Source organism: Agathobaculum faecis, assembly GCF_014287995.1.
Classification (GTDB): Bacteria; Bacillota; Clostridia; order Oscillospirales; family Butyricicoccaceae; genus Agathobaculum; species Agathobaculum ammoniilyticum.
Genome location: NZ_JACOPL010000011.1, coordinates 23,378 through 49,172 on the forward strand (window position 1 = coordinate 23,378; position 25,795 = coordinate 49,172).

At 43.4% G+C, this 25,795-nt stretch carries 26 protein-coding genes; 16 read left to right on the forward strand and 10 right to left on the reverse strand.

The annotated features are described in order from the left end of the window. Position 1: 1 nt before the first annotated feature. From H8S45_RS11640 to H8S45_RS11660, 5 genes are all read right to left on the reverse strand, one after another. Positions 2-625 carry a helix-turn-helix domain-containing protein gene (locus H8S45_RS11640; protein ID WP_008982548.1) on the reverse strand — a complete coding sequence of 208 codons (624 nt, stop codon included), beginning with the start codon at positions 623-625 and terminating at the stop codon, positions 2-4. A 117-nt stretch (positions 626-742) separates the two neighbouring features. Next, positions 743-979 (reverse strand): helix-turn-helix domain-containing protein, encoded by a 237-nt coding sequence (locus H8S45_RS11645; protein WP_002304418.1) that lies wholly within the window; start codon positions 977-979, stop codon positions 743-745. A 6-nt stretch (positions 980-985) separates the two neighbouring features. Next, the gene (locus H8S45_RS11650; RefSeq protein ID WP_002304415.1) at positions 986-1,390 is read right to left on the reverse strand and encodes a type II toxin-antitoxin system PemK/MazF family toxin; all 405 of its coding nucleotides are present in this window, start codon (positions 1,388-1,390) and stop codon (positions 986-988) included. A gap of 517 nt (positions 1,391-1,907) precedes the next feature. Next, complete coding sequence (locus tag H8S45_RS11655; RefSeq protein WP_002304413.1) at positions 1,908-2,213, reverse strand: helix-turn-helix transcriptional regulator; 306 nt, start codon at positions 2,211-2,213, stop codon at positions 1,908-1,910. Between the two features lie 262 nt (positions 2,214-2,475). Next, positions 2,476-3,039 carry a hypothetical protein gene (locus tag H8S45_RS11660; RefSeq protein WP_002304412.1) on the reverse strand — a complete coding sequence of 188 codons (564 nt, stop codon included), beginning with the start codon at positions 3,037-3,039 and terminating at the stop codon, positions 2,476-2,478. 286 nt (positions 3,040-3,325) lie between these two features. Here H8S45_RS11660 and H8S45_RS11665 point away from each other — a divergent pair, with 286 nt between their 5' ends. Beyond that, the gene (locus tag H8S45_RS11665) at positions 3,326-3,775 is read left to right on the forward strand and encodes a helix-turn-helix domain-containing protein (protein ID WP_002304411.1); all 450 of its coding nucleotides are present in this window, start codon (positions 3,326-3,328) and stop codon (positions 3,773-3,775) included. A 51-nt stretch (positions 3,776-3,826) separates the two neighbouring features. Then, positions 3,827-4,381: an ImmA/IrrE family metallo-endopeptidase gene (locus H8S45_RS11670; RefSeq protein WP_002304410.1), complete on the forward strand. Its 555-nt coding sequence runs from the start codon at positions 3,827-3,829 to the stop codon at positions 4,379-4,381. A gap of 162 nt (positions 4,382-4,543) precedes the next feature. Here H8S45_RS11670 and H8S45_RS11675 read toward each other — a convergent pair whose 3' ends face one another. Continuing rightward, a complete protein-coding gene (locus H8S45_RS11675) occupies positions 4,544-4,921 on the reverse strand; it encodes a helix-turn-helix domain-containing protein (RefSeq protein WP_002578940.1) in 378 nt (125 codons plus the stop codon). 382 nt (positions 4,922-5,303) lie between these two features. On the opposite strand from H8S45_RS11675, the gene H8S45_RS11680 reads away from it, so the two are divergent. From H8S45_RS11680 to H8S45_RS11755, 14 genes are all read left to right on the forward strand, one after another. Next, positions 5,304-6,440: a tyrosine-type recombinase/integrase gene (locus H8S45_RS11680; RefSeq protein WP_002304408.1), complete on the forward strand. Its 1,137-nt coding sequence runs from the start codon at positions 5,304-5,306 to the stop codon at positions 6,438-6,440. Between the two features lie 34 nt (positions 6,441-6,474). Beyond that, complete coding sequence (locus H8S45_RS16765; protein WP_099323097.1) at positions 6,475-6,858, forward strand: helix-turn-helix domain-containing protein; 384 nt, start codon at positions 6,475-6,477, stop codon at positions 6,856-6,858. A gap of 107 nt (positions 6,859-6,965) precedes the next feature. After that, on the forward strand, positions 6,966-7,703 hold the full coding sequence (erm(B), locus tag H8S45_RS11695) for a 23S rRNA (adenine(2058)-N(6))-methyltransferase Erm(B) (RefSeq protein WP_002292226.1): 738 nt from the start codon (positions 6,966-6,968) through the stop codon (positions 7,701-7,703). Between the two features lie 145 nt (positions 7,704-7,848). Continuing rightward, positions 7,849-8,133: a topoisomerase C-terminal repeat-containing protein gene (locus H8S45_RS11700; protein WP_073459356.1), complete on the forward strand. Its 285-nt coding sequence runs from the start codon at positions 7,849-7,851 to the stop codon at positions 8,131-8,133. Positions 8,134-8,277: 144 nt separating this feature from the next. Then, the gene (locus tag H8S45_RS11705) at positions 8,278-9,132 is read left to right on the forward strand and encodes a ParA family protein (protein WP_002594335.1); all 855 of its coding nucleotides are present in this window, start codon (positions 8,278-8,280) and stop codon (positions 9,130-9,132) included. A gap of 97 nt (positions 9,133-9,229) precedes the next feature. Beyond that, positions 9,230-9,439 carry a peptide-binding protein gene (locus H8S45_RS11710; protein ID WP_000527318.1) on the forward strand — a complete coding sequence of 70 codons (210 nt, stop codon included), beginning with the start codon at positions 9,230-9,232 and terminating at the stop codon, positions 9,437-9,439. A 16-nt stretch (positions 9,440-9,455) separates the two neighbouring features. Further along, the gene (locus H8S45_RS11715) at positions 9,456-9,728 is read left to right on the forward strand and encodes an antitoxin (RefSeq protein ID WP_000301765.1); all 273 of its coding nucleotides are present in this window, start codon (positions 9,456-9,458) and stop codon (positions 9,726-9,728) included. A gap of 1 nt (position 9,729) precedes the next feature. After that, positions 9,730-9,891: a hypothetical protein gene (locus tag H8S45_RS16885; RefSeq protein WP_002304403.1), complete on the forward strand. Its 162-nt coding sequence runs from the start codon at positions 9,730-9,732 to the stop codon at positions 9,889-9,891. A 47-nt stretch (positions 9,892-9,938) separates the two neighbouring features. Continuing rightward, positions 9,939-10,484 (forward strand): AAA family ATPase, encoded by a 546-nt coding sequence (locus H8S45_RS11725; protein ID WP_002304402.1) that lies wholly within the window; start codon positions 9,939-9,941, stop codon positions 10,482-10,484. A gap of 1,093 nt (positions 10,485-11,577) precedes the next feature. After that, positions 11,578-12,447, forward strand: a complete 870-nt coding sequence (locus H8S45_RS11735; RefSeq protein ID WP_002578944.1) for a hypothetical protein — start codon at positions 11,578-11,580, stop codon at positions 12,445-12,447. 19 nt (positions 12,448-12,466) lie between these two features. Then, on the forward strand, positions 12,467-13,507 hold the full coding sequence (locus H8S45_RS11740; protein WP_002304399.1) for a hypothetical protein: 1,041 nt from the start codon (positions 12,467-12,469) through the stop codon (positions 13,505-13,507). 9 nt (positions 13,508-13,516) lie between these two features. Further along, positions 13,517-13,771 carry a hypothetical protein gene (locus H8S45_RS11745; RefSeq protein WP_002588965.1) on the forward strand — a complete coding sequence of 85 codons (255 nt, stop codon included), beginning with the start codon at positions 13,517-13,519 and terminating at the stop codon, positions 13,769-13,771. Positions 13,772-13,787: 16 nt separating this feature from the next. Then, positions 13,788-14,051, forward strand: a complete 264-nt coding sequence (locus H8S45_RS11750; protein WP_002304397.1) for a DUF1292 domain-containing protein — start codon at positions 13,788-13,790, stop codon at positions 14,049-14,051. Between the two features lie 49 nt (positions 14,052-14,100). After that, positions 14,101-14,970, forward strand: coding sequence for a zinc metalloprotease HtpX (locus H8S45_RS11755; protein WP_002588966.1), 870 nt, complete (start codon positions 14,101-14,103; stop codon positions 14,968-14,970). Positions 14,971-15,248: 278 nt separating this feature from the next. On the opposite strand, the gene H8S45_RS11760 is transcribed toward H8S45_RS11755, so the two are convergent. The 4 genes from H8S45_RS11760 to H8S45_RS11775 form a co-directional block, all read right to left on the reverse strand. Beyond that, complete coding sequence (locus tag H8S45_RS11760) at positions 15,249-16,661, reverse strand: relaxase/mobilization nuclease domain-containing protein (RefSeq protein ID WP_002578945.1); 1,413 nt, start codon at positions 16,659-16,661, stop codon at positions 15,249-15,251. 62 nt (positions 16,662-16,723) lie between these two features. After that, positions 16,724-17,008 carry a hypothetical protein gene (locus H8S45_RS11765; protein ID WP_002578946.1) on the reverse strand — a complete coding sequence of 95 codons (285 nt, stop codon included), beginning with the start codon at positions 17,006-17,008 and terminating at the stop codon, positions 16,724-16,726. Between the two features lie 116 nt (positions 17,009-17,124). Beyond that, complete coding sequence (locus H8S45_RS11770; protein WP_002578947.1) at positions 17,125-17,457, reverse strand: plasmid mobilization protein; 333 nt, start codon at positions 17,455-17,457, stop codon at positions 17,125-17,127. Then, a complete protein-coding gene (locus tag H8S45_RS11775; RefSeq protein ID WP_186950127.1) occupies positions 17,457-25,787 on the reverse strand; it encodes an LPD11 domain-containing protein in 8,331 nt (2,776 codons plus the stop codon). The genes H8S45_RS11770 and H8S45_RS11775 overlap by 1 nt, the downstream gene beginning before the upstream one ends. Positions 25,788-25,795: the final 8 nt, after the last annotated feature.

Genomic DNA, 25,795 nt, shown 5'->3' on the forward strand with positions numbered 1-25,795 from the left:
ATCAGCTCCTTTCCTGTCTATCTTCCGCTAACTGGTAGCGGGTCTGATTCTGATACCATTTTTCAAAGCTCTCTTTGGTAGCTCGCTTATATCTGCCAACCTTGATAAGCTCAAAATCTTCATTGGCAACGATATAGTAAATGGTCTGACGATGTACCCCAAGCATTCTTGCCATTTCCGGCAGACCGTAGGTGGATGCCATAATATCTGCATCCAGTTCCTGATCCTCTACCGTGCGGTAATCGGTTTGAGAAGCATACCATCTTTCAAAGCTCTCCTTGGTCACTCTGCGCTTGCCCAGGACATCAACCACATCAAAATGCCCTTTGGCAACCAGCTCGTAAGCAGTCGCTTCTTTCAGCCCAAGGCGCTGTCCAAGCTCCTCCATTGAATATGTAGTTTTCTTCAGTTCCTCTCCGGGAGGGGTTCCATCGACCTTCTGATATTTGAACTGATTGGCATACCATTCTTCAAAGCTGTCGATCATCACCCTCATGGTGTTGCCGACAAGAATGGTTTTGAAGTAATTCTTCTTAATGAGCCAGTATGACTCCGTTTTACCAAGACCGAGCATCCTGCCCATTTCCGGAACAGACATACTCGTGCGTTTTCTCATTTCCGCCATCGTACAACCTCCTATGTAAAAAATGTAGCCATGTGTTTCTTGTCATGGCTACATTTTATCGAACTCTCAATATGTTTTGAAGTTTGTCGCCGGGTTGTACGACGCCCTTGACAAATCTTACATTTGATGATCCAACCACTCATCAAAACTCTTTTTGGAGATTCTGATACTGCCACCGATGCGGACGCTATGGAAAACTTTCTTTTTCACAAGGTTGTATGCGCTGGTTCTGCTGATGCCCAGAATATCCTGAATCTCATCAACCGTATAGGTTCTCTTATCAAACTGAACTGCGTTAGCAGCCATCGCTTCTTCGGTGCGCTGATTCATGGCAGCGATTCTTTCTTCAAACATTTATGTTCACTCCTTCGCTCTCTTTGCTTTATGTTTTGGGGAACGCTTTTTCAGCTGTTCCATTGCCAGGCTGACAGATAAGGCTTTCTCAATCGCTACCATTTCACGGGGCGTTACCTTACCTAAGTAATTATCAATCCTGCTTTTATCAATGGTACGAATCTGTTCCAGCTGAACAACGGACGCTTCTTTGAATGCAGGATTGTCGTAAATAACAAAGTGCGTCGGCATATTCGCTTTCTTATGGATTCTGGTGGTGACCGTTGCCACAATCAATGTGGGAGCGTGTTTATTACCGGTATCGTTCTGAATGACGATAACCGGACGGATGCCGCCTTGTTCCGACCCAACTACCGGGTCCAGCTTGGCGCAATAAATATCACCACGGCAATATACCCAATTTTCTTTCATCATGTGCCATGACCTCCTTTCGTTGGCTATGTAATAACTGACTGCCAGAAAGGAATCAGGCAGTCAGTCCAAAAGTCTATGTGTCCCATATTTGCCACGCACCCCTGGGAAAGAGGGCTTACGCCCTCAGGGAATCACCGAACGACTGATTGCGAATCAGTTCCATAGGAATCTAACCTCTGCCGGGTTCTCCGCCAGCTCCGTAGAGAAGTATCTTTAATCCTGTTGCTTTCATGGCCGTATTGGGAGCAACCCAATATTTACAAGCCAGTATTGATCGCTGGCATCGGGAGAGAGACAAGCGCTTAATTTATAGAAGAAAGTCGTTCTGTTTCTCTATCCGATACGTCTCGGCGTACCGCTGATGTGGCTGATGCTCTCGCACCGGCAACAGGAACGTATTCGATGACTGTGTATTCAGTTTTCAAGGATCAAGCAGCCGATTTTCTTTGGCTGTATCTAAATTGTACCTGTTCCTCATGCAAGTTTTTATTGCCTCGTAGGTATAGTTTTGAGGTTATTCACGACCTAAAAATATGTAATCAAGGGTTGTCTCAAAGCGCACAACCAGTTCGATTGCCAAATCAATAGAGATACCTCTGTTGCCGGTTTCAATTCGTGCAATGGTGTTTGCGGCAACACCTAACTGCTCCGCAAGCTGTTCCTGTGTAAGCCCATGTTCCTTTCTCAAGGCTTTAATTCTTTTTCCGCTTTCAACCAAGTCGTAATACATTTTCGTTCCTCCGTGTTTTTGAATTTGTGAAGTTGCAAAATCAAAAACAGCGGGAGGAGATCGTGCCCGATTCTCAATACCCTTTGCCATCTGCCTGTCCTCCTTGCAGGCATAAAAAAAGAGCCGGAGTAAATTACTCCAAGCTCTCGTTCATGCCTTTGTGTTAATTATGGGGGAAAATAGGCAGGTATAAAAAAAGCCCCGTACCCATTACAGGCACGAGGCGTAACTCTCTCTATTCAATTTTATGCCGCTATCTCCCAGCATAGCCATTTTAACACTGGACAAGTCGGACTTTCAGTAGGGGAACCGTCGTATTTTCATCGGATTTTAGTCGGACTAAAATCCTGTCTTAGCATTCACAATAACACAATGCTTCTTCCTCCCGGGCACTTTCCAGGAAATCTTTCAATTTAGGAATGGCTGTTCCCCAAAGTGACAGACCAAATAACAGTATCGCTTCTTTCTTTCGGTCATAGTAGGTGCTGCGTTCCATATTCAAAACCTCCAGCATTTCTGATTCCCTGTACTTGAAGCGGTTGAGATATGCCTTTGAGATAATCTCACAGTACAGAGCGCCTTTATCTGGATATTCTCTGATTTTCAACATAGCCATATCTACCAGTTCAATGATCCACTTTGTCTCAAATAAGCTGCGAATGCGTTCTTCAAATCGTTCTCTCGCTTCATCCGGAGCAAAGTTCTCCAGATAAATCAATGCACCATCTAAGCTGTCACCGTAAGTACAAATAAGGGTATCACATACATCATTCGCACGATCAATGGTAGACCAGCACACCTCTCGATATATGGATAAAATCAGCTTTGCTCTTTCATACAGAACCTTCTCGTCAATGTTCTGCATCCGGCAAAGCATTCGAATACTGCTTAATACCTGTGTATTATATCTGCTCATTCAGAATCTCCTTTCAGCCTAATCCATAAAATAAGAATTCCTTTCTAACTCCTGTCACTTGGCTAAAGGGAAACAAATACCATGGGACAAGAATGACTATAACTTCCGATATTTGATTAAAATAACAGAAGTGAAATCGGAAGTTCTTGACTTTATAAAAGTTCCGATATATAATTAAGTGGAATTAAAACTTCTGTTATGATTCTTATTATAGCATTTTCCAGAAGTTTGTCAACAAATAATCGGAAGTTACGAATAAATATTTTTTGAAAGGAAGGATACTACCATGACATTTGGAGAAAAAATTAAAGAAGCTCGTTTGGCTATGAACCTATCTCAAACGGAGCTTGCCCAGATGACCGGCATTTCCGAAAGATCCCTTTACACCTATGAGCAGCTCGGAACACTCCCCAGAAAAAGCAACATCAGAAAACTTGCTGAAGCACTGCATATCTCTGTGTCCTATCTTTTGGACGAATCTGAAACGGATAGCCAGAGCCATATAGATCAGGATATGTTTATTTTAGAGGCAAAGGAAAACTTCGGTTCAAAAGGAGCAAAAGAAGCTCAGGAAGTGTTGGGTCGTGTAAATTCTCTGTTTGCCGGTGGAGAATTGGACGAGGACGCAAAAGATGTATTCTTCCAGGCGATTATGTCAGTTTATATGGACTCTAAGAAAACAGCACGGGAAAAGTACACTCCGAAGAAATACAGAAAGCATAAAGATAAAGAGTAAAATCCTCAAGCACAGAATATGTTTTCTGTGTGCGATTCGGAGGTGAAGCAAATGAAAACGGCAGAGCATATCATTGAAACTGTCGATAAGCTTGTGCGAAAATATCACACCAGAGACCCTTACGAGCTATGTCAGCTGTTAGGTATCAAAATCCACTATTACGATTTACAGAAGAAATTGAAGGGCTTCTTCTATTACCAGTCCAGACAAAAGAATATCGTGATAGATCACAATGTGAACGGTATCCTGGAGCGTATATTAGTCGCACATGAATTAGGACACGCTGTCCTGCATACAAAAATCGCTATGATGCACGGCTTTCAAGAAATGGAAGTTTTTGATGATAGATCAATCGAAGAAAATGAAGCAAACTTCTTTGCGGCGGAGCTTCTGTTAGAAGATGGGAAAGTCCTGGAATGCCTTTCGGAACACACATTTTTTGAAACGGCTAAAATGCTCTATGTACCGGCAGCATTATTAGACTACAAATTCAGCCTGCTCCACGAAAAAGGAGAGCTGGTAAATTCGATGTATATTCGTAAAGCAGATTTCCTGAAAGAAGATCTTCATGCCTACGATAACGACATTGGTTATGGCGATATATGAATATCTATTTTTATATCTTTACAGAAAAAGTCCACCAGTACGATGCGTAGTGCATCATGACTGGTGGACTTTTTGCTTCTTAAAGAATCAGTATATTGTGCTGCAAAAAAGAACCCCATAGCAGTTCACTCTGTACCGTCAATGGGCTTCTTTTTCATTATATCAATCAAGCTCCGCTTTTTTTATCATCTCTTGCTGGTCAATCAAGACATCAATCAACTTTCCTACGGTTATCAATGTTGTTACATTACACTTTTTCAGTTTTGCAGCAATCTCATTATCAATGATGCTGTCGCATTTTGCATATGGGGTATCCAGTAAAAAATAGTCAAAGTTCTTTTCCAAGACGAATGCCAGTTTTAGAAGCATTGCCAAAGAAACTTTCGTCTGTCCAACTTCAACATGGCTCATATGATTGTTCGAGCAACCAACCAACGCACCCAAATCAGCCTGACTATAACCCTTTTCCAGTCGGGCAGCTCTAATGCGCTGACCAATCTTAACGTAATCAATTTCCGGTTGCGTTTCAATCACCTCCATGCTGTGTATGATTCTGCTATACATTATAAAATGTACCAAAAATCTCAACAACCAACATCGGGTGCAAGTTGCATTTATAAATGCAATATGATAAAATTTTATAGGCAGATTGCATTAAATGATAGAATGAAAAGAACCCCAAGACGACAATATGAGCTATCTTGAGGTTCTTTAAAATAAAAAATTCGTAGAGTACATTACTCCACGAATCGCATTCTTCTCTGTTTTTTTTAGTTTATATCTTTATTTTACAAATTGTCGCACTGTTTGTCAATATGTTAGGGACATAAAACACGAGGTTTTGCACAAAAATCCATCTTAGAAAGTTCCAAAGTCACAATTTGCCGTCAGAATTATAGTCATATTGAAGGAGGTGTACCTTATGGCACGAAAAGGAGAAAATATTTACAAAAGGAAAGACGGCAGATGGGAAGGAAGATACATTAAGTCCCGATCTTCTACAGGCAAAGCCAATTACGGTTATGTTTATGCAAAGTCATATCGAGAAGTCAAGGCAAAACTTATCAGTCAAAGTTCGTGCACGAGTAATTCTGTCACTGTCGATCCAGAAATTAGCTCAGATCAATTTGAACAGGTTGCTATGGAATGGTTTCAAGCTATATGTCCTAAAGTGAAGGAATCTACAAGCAACAAATATAGGAATCTTCTCAGCTCGTATATACTTCCTGTGTTCGGAAGCAAACAATTGCGTGATATAACACACGAGTTTATTGAAACGCAGTGTAATTTTTTCCTTGTTTCTGGTGGATTAAAGGAGAATGGACTTTCCTCTAAAACTGTTTCAGATATTTTATCTCTAATTCGAAATGTCTTACAATTTGCCACCCGAAACGGGAAAGCCATTTCTTGTGACGCACGATCTATACAGATAAAACGTCAAACGAAGGAAATGAGAGTTTTGAGTCGTGCTGAACAGGAAAAATTATGCCAATACTTGTATTCTAATCTTGATTCCTGCAATATTGGTATATTAGTATGTTTATTCACTGGTCTCAGAGTAGGTGAAATTTGTGCGTTACGATGGGAAGATGTTTCATTCTCAGATTACACAATCCACGTGCATCAAACGCTCCAGAGAATCCAAGATAGAACCAACAGTGAATACAAGACAAGGATTGTTGTTACCACACCAAAAAGTGCTTGCTCCATCCGTACTATTCCAGTACCCCATGGCTTAATGACTATTCTTACAGCACACAAAGCTTCTTCTACTGGCTACATCCTAACCAATAGCGATCAGAATCCATTAGAACCAAGAACCATGCAAAATCATTTTAAGAAGGTATTGAAAAACAGCGGAATCACCTCCGCAAATTATCACTCGTTACGTCATACATTTGCTACAAGGTGCATAGAGCTTGGATTCGATGTAAAAAGTCTCAGCGAAATATTGGGTCATGCCAGCGTGAATATTACAATGAATCGCTATGTACACCCATCCATGGATTTAAAAAGAGAAAATATGCAACGGCTTTCTGATTTATTAGCCGTCAAATAAATTGTCAACACCGTCAAATAATGCTGAGTTTTCAGTGTTTGGCGGTGTTTTTTCGTGGAGTAATGTACTCTACGAAAGAGTATACCCAGGAGGAGATTTATTGATTCAATTTGTAGGGCGAGATGCTTATAAGCAGTTTTGGAATTTTAGTAAAGATGAGAAAGAGAACTTGGCCACTCAATTGGCGATTGAGTTACCCGCACTCAGAGGAAAAGTTGGTGCATCACAAGAAGAAATTGCTTCGGCTGTTGGTATTTCACGACAAACTTATAGTGCCTACGAAAATCGGACACGCCCAATTCCATGGAGTTTATATCTAGCACTATTGTTTTATTTTGATTACATTCCAAGTACACATTATATGATTCGCCAGCTTGAATTATTCCCAAATGAAAGAAGTTATGGAAATAAGACTTAGAAGCAAACTTAAGAGTGTGTTGATAGTGCAGTATCTTAAAATTTTGTATAATAGGAATTGAAGTTAAATTAGATGCTAAAAATTTGTAATTAAGAAGGAGTGATTACATGAACAAAAATATAAAATATTCTCAAAACTTTTTAACGAGTGAAAAAGTACTCAACCAAATAATAAAACAATTGAATTTAAAAGAAACCGATACCGTTTACGAAATTGGAACAGGTAAAGGGCATTTAACGACGAAACTGGCTAAAATAAGTAAACAGGTAACGTCTATTGAATTAGACAGTCATCTATTCAACTTATCGTCAGAAAAATTAAAACTGAATACTCGTGTCACTTTAATTCACCAAGATATTCTACAGTTTCAATTCCCTAACAAACAGAGGTATAAAATTGTTGGGAGTATTCCTTACCATTTAAGCACACAAATTATTAAAAAAGTGGTTTTTGAAAGCCATGCGTCTGACATCTATCTGATTGTTGAAGAAGGATTCTACAAGCGTACCTTGGATATTCACCGAACACTAGGGTTGCTCTTGCACACTCAAGTCTCGATTCAGCAATTGCTTAAGCTGCCAGCGGAATGCTTTCATCCTAAACCAAAAGTAAACAGTGTCTTAATAAAACTTACCCGCCATACCACAGATGTTCCAGATAAATATTGGAAGCTATATACGTACTTTGTTTCAAAATGGGTCAATCGAGAATATCGTCAACTGTTTACTAAAAATCAGTTTCATCAAGCAATGAAACACGCCAAAGTAAACAATTTAAGTACCGTTACTTATGAGCAAGTATTGTCTATTTTTAATAGTTATCTATTATTTAACGGGAGGAAATAATTCTATGAGTCGCTTTTGTAAATTTGGAAAGTTACACGTTACTAAAGGGAATGTAGATAAATTATTAGGTATACTACTGACAGCTTCCAAGGAGCTAAAGAGGTCCCTAGCGCCTACGGGGAATTTGTATCGATAAGGGGTACAAATTCCCACTAAGCGCTCGGGACCCCTTGTAGGAAAATGTCCTAAGTGTGGCAACAATATTGTATTAAAAAAATCGTTTTATGGTTGTTCAAATTATCCTGAATGTACCTTCACTTTAGCTGAACATTTTAGAAAGAAAAAACTCACCAAAACAAATGTAAAAGAATTACTAGAGGGAAAAGAAACCCTGGTAAAAGGAATCAAAACGAAAGATAGAAAGTCCTACAATGCCGTTGTAAAAATCGGAGAAAAGGGATATATTGATTTTATCTCTTTTTCAAAATAAGCATAAAAGCCCTTTAAAGAGGGCTTTTATATATTAATCACAAATCACTTATCACAAATCACAAGTGATTAATCACAAATCACTTGTGATTTGTGATTCCTAATGATACAATATTACTATACAAAAAAAGAATGGGGCGTAGTTATGGAGAAGGAAGAACTCAAAATACTTGAAGAATTAAGACGTATTTTAAACAGTAAAAATGAAGCGATTGTTATCTTAAACAATTATTTTAAAGGTGGTGTTGGAAAGTCAAAATTATCGACTATGTTTGCTTACTTGACAGACAAATTTAATTTAAAAGTTTTAATGATCGATAAGGACTTACAAGCAACATTGACAAAAGACTTAGCAAAAACATTTAAGGTAGAATTGCCACGTGTTAATTTTTATGAAGGACTGAAAAATGGAAACTTGGCTTCTTCTATTGTTCATTTGACTGATAATTTAGACTTGATCCCTGGCACGTTTGATTTGATGTTACTGCCAAAATTAACTCGCTCATGGACTTTTGAAAATGAAAGTAGATTGCTTGCTACTCTTTTAGCACCTTTAAAAAGTGACTATGATCTCATTATTATTGATACTGTACCAACGCCAAGCGTTTATACAAATAATGCAATCGTGGCAAGTGATTACGTTATGATCCCTTTACAAGCAGAAGAAGAAAGTACAAACAACATTCAAAACTATATTTCCTATTTGATTGATTTACAAGAACAGTTTAACCCTGGACTAGATATGATCGGTTTTGTTCCTTATTTAGTTGATACGGACAGCGCAACGATAAAATCAAACCTGGAAGAACTGTACAAGCAACATAAAGAAGATAACTTGGTTTTCCAAAATATTATCAAGCGAAGTAATAAAGTAAGTACCTGGTCTAAAAACGGAATTACAGAACACAAAGGCTATGACAAAAAAGTTTTATCCATGTATGAGAACGTATTTTTTGAAATGCTTGAGCGAATCATTCAATTAGAAAACGAAAAAGAATAGAATCACAAATCACAAGTGATTAATCACAAATCACTTGTGATTTGTGATTGTTGATGATAAAATAAGAATAAGAAGAAATAGAAAGAAGTGAGTGATTGTGGGAAATTTAGGCGCACAAAAAGCAAAACGAAATGATACACCAATCAGTGCAAAAAAAGATATAATGGGAGATAAGACGGTTCGTGTTCGTGCTGACTTGCACCATATCATAAAAATCGAAACAGCAAAGAATGGCGGAAACGTAAAAGAAGTTATGGATCAAGCCTTAGAAGAATATATACGGAAATATTTACCTGACAAACTTTAAAAGGAGTGAAAATGAAATGGCAGTTACGTATGAAAAAACATTTGAAATAGAGATCATTAACGAATTATCGGCAAGCGTTTATAATCGAGTATTAAACTATGTTTTGAACCATGAATTAAATAAAAATGACTCTCAATTATTGGAAGTCAATTTATTAAACCAATTAAAGCTTGCAAAACGTGTAAATCTTTTTGATTATTCTTTAGAAGAATTACAAGCCGTTCATGAGTATTGGCGGTCAATGAATCGTTACTCAAAACAAGTTTTGAATAAAGAGAAAGTGGCTTAATATGGCAAATATAGTCAATTTTACTGACAAACAGTTTGAGAATCGCTTAAATGATAATTTAGAAGAATTGGTTCAAGTAAAAAAGCGGTTGAATCGCCAACCGCTTTTTTACTTGGTGGGCAATCAGGGTCAGGGAAAACCAGTTTGCGAAGAAGATGATTGAGCAGGCAGGAACAAAGTGATAAATTCAAATTGTGAGGGAAAATACAGATGAATCAAGGAAGAATTATTGTGATTACAGGCTCACCGGGGACAGGAAAAACAACAACTGCGTCAATTGTCGCAAAGGAATCAGATATGGATAAATCAGTGCATATGCACACCGATGACTTTTTTCATTACTTAAGCAAAGGCGCAATACCACCACATTTGCCAGAATCCAACAAGCAAAATCTGGTTGTCATTGAAGCCTTTTTAGAAGCTGCAAAGCGATATGCTCGTGGCGGATATGATGTAATTGTAGATGGGATTGTCGGGCCATGGTTTTTGGAGCCATGGAAAGCTCTTGCCCAAGAAGATTACGAGGTACACTATATTGTATTAAGAGCGAGTAAAAAAGAAACTATGAAGCGAGCTGTGGAACGCTCAAAATTAGATAGAAAAACAAATATTGAATTAGTGGAAACAATGTGGGAGCAATTTTCCGGTTTGGGGATATATGAATCAAATGTCATAGACACAACTACATTCACAATTAAAGATACGGTTTCCGCAATAAAAGAAAGAGTTGCATGTGGGACGTCTTTACTATCTTAGACATTCCCATTTGTCAGGAAGATAGCAAAGCCAGCCGAGCCAGTCAACGGTCAAGATGAACGGCGCATTTCATGCGCCGCCGTTGACAGTCACGCCCGTCTTTGCTAAAAAGTAATCAAGGCGGGAAAGCCCTAAAATGGCTTCCCGCCCATTTCAATTTTTAGAAAAGAAACGCTCCAAAATCAGAAAGAGAGCGTCCAAGCACTTTGAGGGATTGGCCGCCTTGTCCACCCATTCAGCGGGACAGCGGGCGGAGGTCAAGGCCGGGTGTAAACCCGTTCATTTCAGCTTAGAAACCCTTCATAAAACGGGCTTATTTAGCGATATAAGGCTTTATAATAGAGAAGGAGTGAAACTTCTATTCAAGTTTAGAAACGCCTTCCATTAGTCCGAAAGAGACCTTAGAAAGAGAATTAAATCGTAAAGTATCAGGGAAAGAAATTCAACCGACTTTGGAGAGAATAGAGCAAAAAATGGTTCAAAATCAACACCAAGAAACCCCTGAATTTAAAGCAATTCAACAAAAATTGGAAAGCTTGCAGCTACCTACACCACCAATACCCAAAACACCTAAACTTCCAGGACTTTAAACCTTAAAAAAGGAAAAGAGTAGTTACCAAAAAACGGTAACTACTCTTTTTTTATAAAAACCTTTCCTCATGTTTGAAAAGCTGATCGAGAAATAAAGCACACAACGGTATTCTTTCTTTTTTCAGTTGGTACATTTTGCAGTCTGTAACGTGTCATTTACTGTTTGTTACCTTAACATATCCAGTCGAAAACACAAGGGTATATAAACGAGCAAGCTCGCCCTTGTGTTTTCTTTGTGTCTATGTTGCGTTCTCGTCACAGCAAACGACACGAACACACTGGCGAAAATGAACCAACAAAACGAAAAAAGAAAGGAGCGTATACTTCACAGACGGTGTTAAGGATACTTACCAGATGAAACCGTACATTGCACCGACCGCTGCTGAGTTGGAACAATTTCTTTCCTCTCTAAATTAAATCTTGCCGAAGCAGTGATGTGTCAGACTTTCCTGACACATCGCCGCTTTGCACTTCACAAAATCCGCTGCCAGGAGGTGATGAAATGAGTATGGTAAATGCTGACTCCGTTCAGCTATTCGCAATGCTGAAAAAAATGCAGGATTCCATTTCCTCCATCGAAACTACCAAAAAATCTGTAAAGATGAAATATGAACAGTTAGGTGCTGGATGGCAAGATAAAAAATACAACGAGTTGGGCGTGGTTGTAAGAGACTGCAACAAGGCTCTCAATGACATATTGGTAATTATGCTTCAAGCAGAAAAATATGTGGCTTTACTCGCCAAGAGCCTTAGTGAATACGAAAGTGTTCAACTAGGATCTACAAATGGAATATCTGCAAGCACACCTCAGACCAGTAGTTTTGCTGTTACACCATCAAGTGCAGATACAACCACCTTTGAGTCAAATACCTTTGGTTCTAATCTTGCATTTGTTCAAGACAGACTATCAGCTGAACGATATTTTTCCCGTGGAAATCACTATGAAGAATATCGAGATTATTGGGAGAACGGGAACTATACCTTTTCTCGAAATGAAAATCCAGAACTCGTATACGTTAGAGCAAGGGATATTGAAGGAGTTTATCTCAGTGACCGAGAACTTGGGAACCCGGAAGGATTTTGGACACGGAATGGTCGAGAGGGATGGTCGAGAGAAAACATTCTAAGGCGAGCTTCGCACATCCAAGATGTTCGTCAAAATACTGAGTCAGGAATGTCTTTGGATGAGCTTTCACAAAACCCAGTGTTAGATGATACCATTCGTAGCTATTACAATAATCCTGTCCAGGTTGCGCAGGTAGGTTCTTATTATGTATTTCAGAGTGATGGGCGACATCGAACACTTGCAGCTCAATCGCTTGATACATATATCCCGGTTTTAGTAACAGGTAGCTACACTCGAAATGATTAACAAATGAGGAGGTGAGTGTTTGAGCAACGTAAATGCTGATGCAACTCAATTACTGACAATACTGAAAAATATGCGGACCTCCATTTCTTCTATCGAAACTACAAGAAGTTCTGTGAAGATGAAATATCAGCAATTGGGAATTGGATGGAATGACAAGAAGTACGATGAGCTGGGAACTATCGTAAAAGATTGCAACAAAGCCCTGAATGATATTTTACAGATTATGCTTCAGGCCGAAAAATACGTTGCTTCACTTGCCAAAAGTGTACAAGAATATGATAATGTTAATTTGGACACTCCTTCTGCACGAAATTCTTTCCTCCAGGGTCTGCAAACACCTAATGTTGGTAATTCGTCTTATCAGTATTGCCTTGGCGTGCTAACCCAAGGTAGCACACCAGACGGATATATCGCTGTTATATCACAACGCCATGAAAATGCAGAGCAGAATGTCAGAGAAGTGTTTGACCATTTCGCTGGTAAACTGATGATACAAGATTCTGAATATCCACCGGATCAGACAGCACATTACTCACCGGGAAATTATATAGGGCATTCACGAGGAGTCTACTACAATGCAGCTTCTGATATGACAAATCCAAGAGGTGCAGGAACAACTTATTTCCACGAGCTTGCTCACATGATCGACCATGCTTCGTGCAACTATCGGAGCAATCTATCCAATACTCCAGAATTTGCTGAGGCACTGGTTGAGGACGGACAAAGAATCCTGAGCTTATATAACAATCTTCCAGTGGAAAAGCAAACTGCTTTTCTGACCCGTATTAGGCAGGATTCAGCTCACTCCTTCTCGGACTTAATTGATGCGACAACAAATGGTCAATTGCACGGAAATTATGGTCACTCAAGGAACTATTGGACGAGACCGGGCAATCTACAAGCAGAAGCCTTTGCCCACTTTTTTGAAGCGTCTATGGGAGACCAAGGCAAATTAGAGCTATTAGCAAATTTCTTTCCTACAGCGTTTGGTATTTTTTCTTCAATGATTGATTCTATTAGACCAGATAATCATGTTAGGGTCTTGAGCAGAGAAAGGTAGGTGCATACAATGGACAAAAACAAGAGCGTTGCAGATTTTATGAATAGCTTCCTTAATACACCTGAACCGAAAATTGATAATGAGTATTATGAAATCGAAGAACAGTATTTTCGGCAATTCGGTCATGGTGTCCCAAGGGAAATGTTGCCTGATAGCATTTCAACGGAACAAATTAAACAAGCCATGAAAAAATGCATTCTTTCCAAAAAGGATAATCTCTTTGAACTATTAGGCATCATTATCAACGATAATTATTTATATTAAGAAAAGGAACGACGACATGGATGAAGACAACATTATAACTTTGAATGATGAGAATGGGAACGAAGTTGAATTTGAATTTCTTGACTTAATACCGTATCGCCAGAACGAATATGTTGTCCTGCTTCCTATTGGAGATTCGGATGGGCAAGTTGTTATTTTGCAGCTGAAAGAAATTGACGATGAAACAGAAGAATATGTTGGTGTTGAAAACGAATTTGTGTTAGAGACTGTCTTTGCTCTGTTCAAAGAGCGAAACAAAGATTTCTTTACATTTGAGTAATTAAACAATGCAAGCTCAAACCAACAACACGATAAAAGGGGGGTGCATTATGGATATTTGGCATCGTGTAGGCAGAATTGTTCGCTTCTCAAACTTAGGAACTCTTCTGTTCTTTACTCTTAATATTCTGCTGATTGTTGCTGTGTTCGGTTCGTCAGGAAGCATTGTTGAACTGATTTGTATTTACTTTTTCACAGTAGCTATCAGCTTATCCCCATTAGGCGAAATGTGCCTGGCTGCCTTCGCAGGAGCAAGCGATATAAAAAGAGTAGATATAAAACTTCGAGTTGTCCCGCTGGTTCAATATGTTTTAGATAAAGCAAAAGAGAACACATCATACTGTCCTAAAAAAGTGAAAGTGAAGATTATCCATGATCCTGCTCCAAATGCATTTGCTCTAGGTAGGCAAACACTATGCATAACTGACGGATTGCTTTTACTCTCCGATGATATGATACTTGGAATTCTCGCCCATGAGATCGGACATCTCTCATACGGACATACTGTTATCCAATTATTGATTGGCGGGGGCAATATATTTATATCCGGGTGCCTCCTGTTAATCAAAATATCCTACTGGATTTTTTCTGCAATCATGGGGCTGTTCGCAATATGCTCTCGTAGTGGTGTAATGGGTATAATTACCGCAGTTTTCGCAGGAATATCAACAGCACTTTCTTGGTTATGGGTAAAGTTCTGTATGCTTTTTCTGATGTGGTCTATGAGACAAAATGAGTATCTGGCTGATGAATTTGCTTATAAAATTGGTTTTGGTCTTGAATTAGCGACGGTATTAGACCAACATATCTCAGATGTTCCGCATGATGGTTTTCTCAGTGCAATATACTCAACTCATCCATGCAACGATGATAGGGTTGCAGCATTGCAAAATTTAGGTGTACCCTATTCTCGATACTAAATTCATAATCTCACAAATTGGCAAGCAGTGTAAACCTGTACAGGTTCACTCATTTTCTCGATTTTCCCTTCGGTGCAATCTTCGCAAATTTGCTTGTTGGGGAAGCATCCCCAATCCCCTTTGAACATCATCTGCCGATGATGGCTACACGATTTTCAATCGTTTCTCAAAGAACAGTAGAATAAAAATTTGCCCATGGTTGAAAGCACCGAAATCGAAAAGCAAAAAAGCAGCCACGATCCGCACCCTTTGGGGAGTGCAGACCGTGGCTTTTTGCTTTAACGGAAGTTCTTCTTTTCCTCTTTCTCTTTCTCTTTTTCCTGCTCTTTCTGCCTGTCGATATTCAAAATCGTTTCAACCGTCCGTTTGGCAATCAGCAGTTCTTCTTTCTCTTTTCTGATCTGACGGTACTCAGCGTAGTCCTGCTTTTTCTGGACTGCCAGCTGATGAAACTCCTCATACAATGATTGCATGGACGGGAGCTTTGTAATCTGCAATTCATCAAAGGCTTGCTTCGCCGCTTTATGAATTGTGATTTCCTGACGGTGTTCTTCAAAGAATTTTTTGCTATATCCAGACTTGCGGTACTCGATATAAATTTGCCTTGTGTTGCGATAATTTTTGATGTGCTGCTGCAACGCCTGAACCTCAACCATACGTTTCTCTGCGACCTTGATAGAATCAGAAAGCGCATCGAACCGGGCAGACAGATTTTCAATATGAGCAGTCAGATCGTCGTAGTTGCCCAAGCCTTTTTCTTTCAGTAGGATTACCGTTCGGGCAGCTTCTTTTCGGTTGAACTTCTTCGCCCACTTTTCATAACCGACCGTCTTGCCCTCGGCCATCTTTGCCTGAATATCAATCAGCATCTGGAACTGCTTCGGGGCAGGAGCCTTGGCAGAGCCGCCTTTTGATTTGTGCAGGTTCTTGCCGGAGATAACCGCTTGAATTTCCTCTTTGCTATATCCTTCGCCCAGGGAACGCAGCCGAATGAAACGCTTCTGATTCTCGCCCTTGAACGCAGGCTGCTTTCCATCCTTGAACTCAAATCCCATGTCAGCCAGAGCCTGAACAAAGCCATCAAAGCTCTTTGGTTTCTGCTTCAGCACCGCATCAATCGCATCACATAATTCGTCACGCTGGGTACGCTTCTTGGGATAAACAGTTCTTTTCTGGCGCTCCCGATACGGCTTCGGTGTAATAATGGACAGCCCGTGTTCCAGGCAAACCATATCACTGAGTCTTTGCACCGCCAGACCGGAAAGAAAGAAGTTTTTGAATTTCCGTGTGGCATCCAGCGAGGTCGAATTATAAATGATATGATTGTGAATGTGGGATTTGTCGATGTGGGTCGCAACGATGAAAGCGTGTTTTCCCTTTGTCCATCGCATCGCTGTTTCATAGCCGACTTGGTTCGCTTCTTCCGGGGTGATTTCTCCCGGCTTAAAGGACTGGCGTATCTGGTATGCGATGATATTGTTCTTCTGCTGTCTGCCGGTAATATGCTGATACTGCCGTTTGGAAAGCAGAAATTCCTCATCTGCTGTCTTTGGATCACACTCATAGGAACTGATAAATTCGCCATCATTGGTTTTTGCGGCATTTTGTGAGTAGTCGGTTCTGTCTGCCAAACATTGAGCGACCGTCTTTCCCTTATTCACATGGAGTGCAATCAATCTTGTCGCTGCCATTCCCATCACTTCCTTCCCAAAAAGAAAAAGCCACCGGTCGGTGACTTTTCTCTGATATTATCTTATGACCTGATAAATGCTCCCAGACTTTCTCCAATATTCTCGACTTTCATAACAGCCCAGACGAGCAAGAACACCGCTGCTATTGTCGCAATTCCAAGAACCACAAGAATAAGCAGGGACTGCCACAAAGCCTTTACAATGCAGTAAATCGCAGATCCGCCAATGACCAAGAGCAATAAACCAATTACATAGGACACAACATTTGTAAGCAGATTTCCAAGAATGCAAATCACTTTTACAACGAACAGCACCGGCAGTGCCAATATCTTCAATACCAGCTTCATAGGCTCAACCCCTTTCTTTTAATTATATTGTACAAGGGTATCTGCCATAACGCAATGATGTCAACCCTTATGTAAAAGCCGCAGCCGAAACTGCGACTTCCCAACAAGTTGTCGGATTACTGGATTGAGGACAGGCGAACAAGAACTTCTCTCATGTCCGTCCAGATCTCCTCCAGCCGTTTTTGCAAATCCTCAATGTCAGCACGATAGATGCTGCCTGTTTCGTTCGCTCGCTTTGCGTACTGGTTCAGGTTGTTGGAGCAGATTCGCAGGAGCGAAACCAGGGCTTTCACATCCTGCAAATCCAGTCTGATACAGTAACCATCCAGAGCCATTTTCCGCAGATAGGCTCCCATGCTGCGGATGCCAAGCTCGTCCATCTTCTCATGGATTCGCTCGACCTCCTCCTTGGATGCAAGGAAATGAACATCCTGATCTCGCTTTGCCATTACAACACCTCCTCACGGGTTTCAGAGTATTTTGCAGGCGGGATATGCTCCGCTTTGGATTTCAGATCAGCCAACACAGAAGGACGCTCTGACTCGCTTCTTTCGTCACGATTTTCCACAGAGTCCTCCATATTCAGGGCTGCATCCAGTTCTGCCAGTCGCTGACTTTTGGCTGTCAGCTCTGCTTCCTGCGGGAACGGTTTTCCAACCTCCGCCTTGGCTGCTTCCTGCTGATTGTAGAGATTATTCAACTGCTCATTGGCTCGTTCTAAGCGCTCAAGGATGCCTGCAAGGGCATTGTCCAGTCGGGTGATATTTCCTCGTGCGTCCGTTCCAAGGGCTACTCTGTGGCTCACAGCGCCCTTCAGGGTCACATCGAACTCGTTCCGGAAACTGTCAAACGAAAGCTCCATCTGAAAGCCACGGTAACTGCCAAGAGGAACCGGATCGGCACTTTTCGTGTCCTTACAAGCCGCAAGGAGGATTTCACCGGCATCTGCCTTTTCGGTGTAGGCTTTGCCCATGATTTCCATGCCGCAAAAGCCATCGGCAATCTGCGGGTGTGCTTCCACGGTTTTAATATCAGCTTCAAAGCCATGAATATAGCCTGTCTGCTTTTCAATCTCAGCCGGGAAGTATTTCAGAAGCTTATCTTCCATACGGTACTGCTGGCTCTGGTGGTCAGCTTTCAGCACCTTCAGCCTTGCCACATCAATGTCCAAGTCCATCTTTTCCTTGATAAGCGGATTGCCGGCACACAGCGCCTTGATCTCCGCATAGGACAGCGCCTGCTCATCCACATCGTCACAGGAGCGAACCGGTGATTTGGAGGTCATAATCTGAGAAATAAACTTCTGCTTGTTTTCCAAGGTCTGATACAGGTAGGCATCGAAGGTTCCCTCGGTCACATACTGATACACCTGAACCTCTTTGTTCCGGTTGCCCTGACGGATGATACGACCGTTTCTCTGGGTCATATCAGACGGACGCCAACCCACATCCAAGTGGTGAACTGCCACCAATTTGTCCTGGACGTTGGTTCCTGCACCCATCTTTTGCGTACTGCCAAGAAGCACTCGCACCTGCCCGGTACGAACCTTGGCAAAGAGGTCTTTTTTCTTTGCCTCGGTATCTGCATCATGGATAAAGGCAACTTCTTCCGCAGGCACACCGTTTGCAATCAGCTTGGTTTTGACATCATCATAGACATTGAAGGTTCCATCATTTTTCGGTGTGCTAAGGTCGCAGAACACCAACTGGGTCAATTTGTCAGCCTGACCGTCCTGCCAGATACGCAGGATATTTCCCACGCAGGCATTGAGCTTGCTGTCAGGGTCATCGGGTAACAGGGTGTTCATTAGCCGCTGATCCAGTCCCAATTTTCGTCCGTCGCTGGTAATCTTGAGCATATTATCGACGGACGGGTCTACAATACCGGCATGAACATCTGCTGCTCTCTCTGAAAGGGAAGCCACCATATCCTTCTGGTACTCAGAGGGCTGAACCACAACCGTTTCAAACTTTGCTTCGGGAACAGGGAGATGCAACTGGTCAGAGGTCTTGATGTCGGCAACCTCCTTGAACATATTCATCAGTTCAGGCAGGTTGAAGAACTTCGCAAATCGGGTTCTGGCACGATAGCCGGTTCCCTCCGGTGCAAGCTCAATCGCAGTTGTTGTTTCTCCGAAGGTCGATGCCCAGGAATCAAAATGGGTCAGGTTCTTTTGCTGGAGCGTACTGTACTGGAGATAGCGCATGACCGTATAAAGCTCGGTCATCGAGTTACTTACTGGAGTACCGGTTGCAAAGATCACACCACGCCCGCCGGTCAGCTCATCCATATAGCGGCACTTCATAAACATATCCGAAGATTTCTGGGCTTCGGAGGTGGACAGACCTGCCACATTTCGCATTTTTGTGTAGAGGAACAAATTCTTGAACGCATGGCTTTCGTCCACAAACAGCCGGTCTACACCCAACTGCTCAAAGGTAATGACATCATCTTTCTTGTCAGCGGCAAGGAGCTTGTCCAGTCTGGCTTCCAATGATTTTCGTGTTTTCTCCATCTGCTTGATCGTGAAGTTTTCGCCACGCTGCCATTTCAGCTCCGCAATCGCACCCTCGATCTCATCAATCTGCTCCCGCAGCTGCCGTTCCTGTCGTTCGGCAGAAAGCGGGATTTTTTCAAACTGGCTGTGACCGATGATGACTGCATCATAGTCACCCGTTGCGATACGAGCGCAGAACTTCTTACGGTTTGCTGTTTCAAAATCCTTCTTGGTGGCAACAAGGAGCTTGGCACTCGGATAGAGGTGCAGGAACTCGTTTGCCCACTGTAAGGTCAAGTGATTCGGCACAACGAACAGGGATTTCTGGCTCAATCCAAGCCGTTTACTCTCCATAGCCGATGCAGCCATCTCGAAGGTCTTGCCCGCACCAACTTCGTGTGCAAGCAGCGTATTTCCACCATATAGCACATGAGCGATAGCATTTCTCTGGTGTTCACGGAGGGTAATATCCGGGTTCATGCCGCCGAAACGGATATGAGAGCCATCATACTCACGAGGTCTGGTGGAGTTAAAAAGTTCGTTGTACTTGGTGGAAAGGGTTTCTCGTCTGTGCGGATCTCTCCAAATCCAATCTCGGAACGCATCCTTGATTGCCTGCTGTTTCTGCTGTGCCAGGGTAGTTTCTTTTTTATTGAGGACACGCTTCTGCTTACCATCTGCATCTTCAATCGTATCATAGATACGAATATCCTTCAGATTCAGCGTTTCCTCCAGAATCCGATATGCGTTGGCTCGCTCTGTACCGTAGGTGACATACGCCGCCACATCGTTGTAGTTGGGAGAACTCTTACCGTTGATGCGCCACTCTGCGGTCAGCTCGGAGAACTTGACCTCAATGGAACGGCGCAAGTAATACGGCGTTTCAAAGGTTTCCTCCATGAACTGCTGAATATAATCGGCATCAATCCATGTTGCACCCAAACGCACATCAATCTCGGACGCATCCAAGTCCTTCGGCTGTGCTTTCTGCAAGGCTTCCACATTGATGTGGAAGGAAGAATCCCTGTCTGCCGCCATCTGTGCGACACGCAGCTTGCTTCTTACATCACCGGAAAGGTAATCATCGGCAGTCTGCCATCCAACTTCCACAGCATCGGGAGCCATCGGGTCTTTGAAGATCACCCCTCGAAGCTCTGCCTGAATCGCATCGTATTCTCCAGGTGTTCCAAGCAGCTGTGCCATAAACGGCAAATCCACCTTGCCACGCTCACCGATAGAGATTGCCAGAGCTTCGGACGGCGTATCCACGCTCGTCACTCTGCGTTCCGGCTTGATGGTTCGCTTGGTGAACATATCCGCCTTGCTTTTCAGATTGCCGTCCTCATCCACATTTTCCAGAGAACACAGGAGATAGTAGGAGGAATCGTCAGCAAATGCCTGACCATTGGCTCGATTATTGATAAGCCCGTTCTTTGCGGCAAACGCATCGTAGGCATCATTCAGTTCTGCCTGTTTCTGAGTAATCATTTCATCCGGGTAATCCTCAAGCTGATATTCGATCAGCTCGTTGACGATACCACGAAGTTCCACCATGCCCATCACACGGTCTTTTGCTTTCTCATTCAGGTCTACACGGCGCATCAGGGAGTTTTCACGGAAGTACACATTGCCATCCACCACGGTATAAGAGAAATTCTTTACATCCGGGGTTGCAGGAATGGTTTCGATTTCCTTACCCTTGTCAGCTTCGGGAAGCTCCACAGCCTGATAGGTTCCTTGGATGTGGGAAACTGCTTCTTTCAGAAGTTCGGACAGTTCCATGCCCTCAATGGGACGCACTGTAATGTCCATGCCGTAGGCGGTACTTTCTTCCACCGTATCGCCCAGAACCATTTCAGGATGAGCGACAAAGTAGCTGTTCATGGTGTGTCCTTCTTCGGTGCGGTCAAGGTTTACCCATTCCGGTACAATGTCAATCGGATGGTCACGCTTTTGCAGGAACAGGATGTCGGACACGACTTCCGTGCCTGCGTTTTTCTTAAAGGCATCGTTTGGCAGACGGATTGCACCAAGCAGTTCCGCCCTCTGCGCCATATATCGCCTTGCGTCAGAGTTCTTGGAATCCATGGTGTAACGGCTTGTCACAAAAGCGACCACACCACCGGGACGAACCTGATCCAAAGCCTTGGCAAAGAAATAGTTGTGAATGGAGAATCCCAGCTTGTCATACGGCTTGTCGGACACTTTGTAGTTGCCGAAAGGGACATTACCCACAGCCAGATCGTAAAAGTCTCGGCGGTCTGTCGTTTCAAAACCGGCTACTTTGATTTCTGCGTTGGGATAGAGCTTCTGAGCAATTCTGCCGGTGATGGAATCCAGTTCCACACCATACAAACGGCTGCTCTGCATTTCAGGAGGGAGCATACCAAAGAAGTTGCCGATACCCATAGCAGGCTCCAGAATATTTCCTGTTTCAAAGCCCATCTGTCCGACCGCATCGTAGATGGAGCGAATGACCGTAGGGCTGGTGTAATGTGCGTTCAGGGTGGAAGCTCTTGCCGCAGCATATTCATCTTCGGAAAGCAGGTTTTTCAGTGTCTGATACTCCTTCGCCCAATTTCCCTTGTCCGGGTCAAAGGCATCTGCCAGACCGCCCCAACCGACATAATTCGACAAAATCTCCTGTTCTTCGGTAGTGGCGTTCCTGTTCTCGCTTTCCAGTTTGAACAGAGTTTCAATGGCTGCGATGTTTCTTGCGAATTTCTGCTTCGGTCCACCTTCACCGATGTTGTCATCCGTGATGTGGAAGTTCACCGCAGGAACAGGTGGGATTTCTCTGGTGGTGATGGACTGCTCAAGCTGAGCGATAATGTCCATGACTTCGGCATTCTGCCATCCGTCCACCTGGGCATAATCCTGAATGATGGTGTCCTTTCCATCTACGCACTGTACGAAGTCCAGACTACCCGGCAGATCTCTGGTATTCATTGCACCCAGGGCTTTTCTCTGCGTGTCAGGAAGTGCATAGTAGGCTCGCAGGGCATCATCAAAGGAACTGTATTCCTTGATGTCCAGCGCACCCCGCTTCTGAATGTCCTCGGCAACATAAAAATGATCGATGAAGTGTTCCGGTTCCTGCTGTTCGGGTTCCGCACTGGCTCTGACCTGTGCGTGTGCCTTTTCGTCAGGGTAGTCCCCATAGATACGGATGCACTTATGCTCCTGCTGATCGTAAACGGCAGCACCATCGTACTTGAATCCGTCATCCTCCATGGTTCCGTCCACATAGCCCTGGGCAGCTTTTTCCGCTTCTTCCAGAGTGTAGTAGTCCAGTTTATCATCGAAGCCGTTTTCAAAGTGATGGTAGGCGGCAACCAGATAGCGGGGAGCCATGCGCTCCTCGTAGCTGTTAATCATCTCAGGTGTCAGCCATTCTGGTTTGTCGGGAATCATTTCATACAGCTCACGCATCTTGGCAATCTGTGCATGGCGGTTGCCTGCCCACAGATGCTTTTCGCTGTGCCGTCCTGCACCAAGGAAGTATTCGTAGTCCATACGCAGACGGTCTAACAGCTGATACTCAGGGGTGTAGTCCCTCGGTTCGGTTTTGCCCAGAAAATCCTCTGTAACGGGCTTTTCTTCGGTTTGGGCATCAACCCTTACCGCATGGTTTCTTTCGTCCTGAGAGAGCATACGCTCGAAATTCTCACGATTCTCGGCACGGAAGATGGGATAAGCAAGCGTAGGGTCACGCAGCTGAACTTCTCTGTCCGTGATCTGCTCCACACGGAAAGCTGTATCGTCCAGATATACCGTGTCACCGACCTGATAATTCCATTTCGGTTCCTCGGAAGCAGATGCTTCCACAACTTCGGCAGGCTCTGCCACAGGCGCTTCTGGCTGAACCGACTCCATCGCAGCTACGGACTGACGAACTTCCTCCAAATAGTCATTGGCAAGCCATTCGTCCGTGAAGTATTCCGTAACGCCTTCCGGGTCTACATAGTAGTCATCGGTCTGATTATCCCAGATCGCATACTCGCCATCCTCGGTATCAATCACTGCGAAACGGTCATAAACATCTTCCAACGGATCAGTTTTAGCTTCTTCGATAGCCTGTCGTTCCGCTTCTTCCTCCGGGCTGAGGTAGCGTCCCTTTCGTATCAGACCGTCGATTCTCTGCACCACCTGCGCCCAGGACATCTGCAATTTATCGCAACCGCTCTTGGTGTAAGCAACACCCTTGGCATCGTGATCCTGACCGCTGTGCGTTGCACCAGAGCAGGCATGGGAATGACCACCGGTTCCGTATTCATGCTTCAGGAAGTCCATCTTTTCCTTGGCAGAATGATTCTCCTGCCAGTAGTTATAAATACGGGCTTTACCACCGGAAAAGCCGCTTCCACGGGTCAAGTCTGCATTGACTTCATCATCCGTAATGAACTGGCGGACAAGGGGCATCTGCATCATATCGGTCTGATACTCACGCAAAGGCATATTCAACTCATACAGCTGTTTCTGAATGAGATTCAGCTTGTGATAGTGAAAACGAAGCAGATCGGGATTTTCCGCAAGGGTTTTTCTAAATTCCGAATACTGCTGTACCAAGGTTGCGTGGAAACGAGGGTCATCCAACTTTTCAGCCAAGTCTGCGGTTTCGTCAGGGAAACCACGAAACGGTTCCTGATGAAGAATTGCCAGATAGTTGCTGGAACGGGCTTCTTCACTCAAATCGTGATAAAGATGCCACAGGGATTCTGCCAACTTCTGACGCTCATATCCGGATGCTTCTACCAGTTCCACATTAGTTGCGAACCGACCATTTTCAAGCAGTTCTCCAATGCGCTCGGCAACCGTTTCCCAAGAAACGATCTGCGCTCTGGGGCTGTCAATGGCAGAGGAACCTTTGGCAAGGTGGATACCGTCCTCGGCATACCACGCACAGATATTCCCGCTATCTTCTTTCAGACCATAGCCGCCGTGATAGACCTGCTTTAAGGTCTGAACGATTTCTTCCAACGGCTTCTGCTTCATATATTCCAGCGCTACGACTTTTCGGGCTTCATCGGTATTGCTACCAAGCAGAAGGAAGTGGTCGATTTCTTCCTGGGCAAAAGAAAAAGCAGAGGGCGTAAAGCTCTCTGCTCGGTCGATAAAACTGATTTGTTCATTTTCGGAGAGGAAAAGGTTCAGACTCAGCTGTTGATAAGCTCCGTCATCACGACTTCCTCCGCCTGTGCTTTCAGGCTGTTCATGTGCTGCACCCACGCCATCTGCTGCGTTTCCTTGTCCGGTGCGGGGCTGTCCTTCAGGTACTGCTCCATCAGAAACTCCACTCTGGCTTTCGCTGTTTCCTCGATCTCCCACAGGTGCGGGAACAGGCTCTCCGTCAGAATCATGTCGTTCAGGAGCATCGGATTGTTCTGTTCCAAAAATGCTCGACGCATCCTGCCGTACTTGCCCAGAGGTTTCTCTCCCTCGTTCTCCAACTGAAGGTTCGGAATCTGATAATCTCCGGCCTGTCTGTAAGTCATCTCGCTCATAATCTGTACTCCTTTCGGTAGCTTTAATCTGCTCATGTTCTCCAATCGCTTTTTCGATTTCCTGAAACATCCTTGTGCTGATGGCATTCACCGCAGTACCAAGGGCATTTACCGTCTGTCTGGTGTTAAAATCAAACACCTTCTGGAAATCCTCATGCTCGAAGTAGTTGTCGGGACTTTCCACGAACCGGCAATACATCGTATAGGATACGCTGTTTGCCACCGCATTTTTGAAAGCTACTTCGATGTTGAGTTCATCATACTCCTCAAGGAAGCTGTTGGCAACGATGTCGAGGAACTGCTTTTTGTAATCGTCCCAATACTCAGCCGCCAGTGCGGATGCAATATCTTCAAGCTGTGCTTCCAGTACCCCGTCAGCGGCAACACCGAAGGTACGCTCCATCGCTTCCATGACATAGGAGCGGTTTTCAGGCGTCACCTCCCACGGTTTCAGTTCCGGGGAAGAACGGCGAACGCCGGTATCCGCCACATCAAACACATAGCGCAGATACGGTTTATCCCTGTTCATCACAAACAGAGCAATGCCGGTAGAGCCACGCTTTACATATCTGCGGTAATTTTCAGCGTTCCAGTCCTCATAGGGCTTGCAAAAGGTCGCATTGGGGCGCTGAGCATAAATCATCACCTGTTCCGGATAGGTGAACTCATAGTTGCGGGACATCGTTCTCAAAAACGAAGTCCAGTTATCTGTGTTCGAGGTGATTTTCCCAATCGTTTCTTTTGCTAATCCGGAATAAAATCGCTCTTTTGCGTTCATTGTATCCC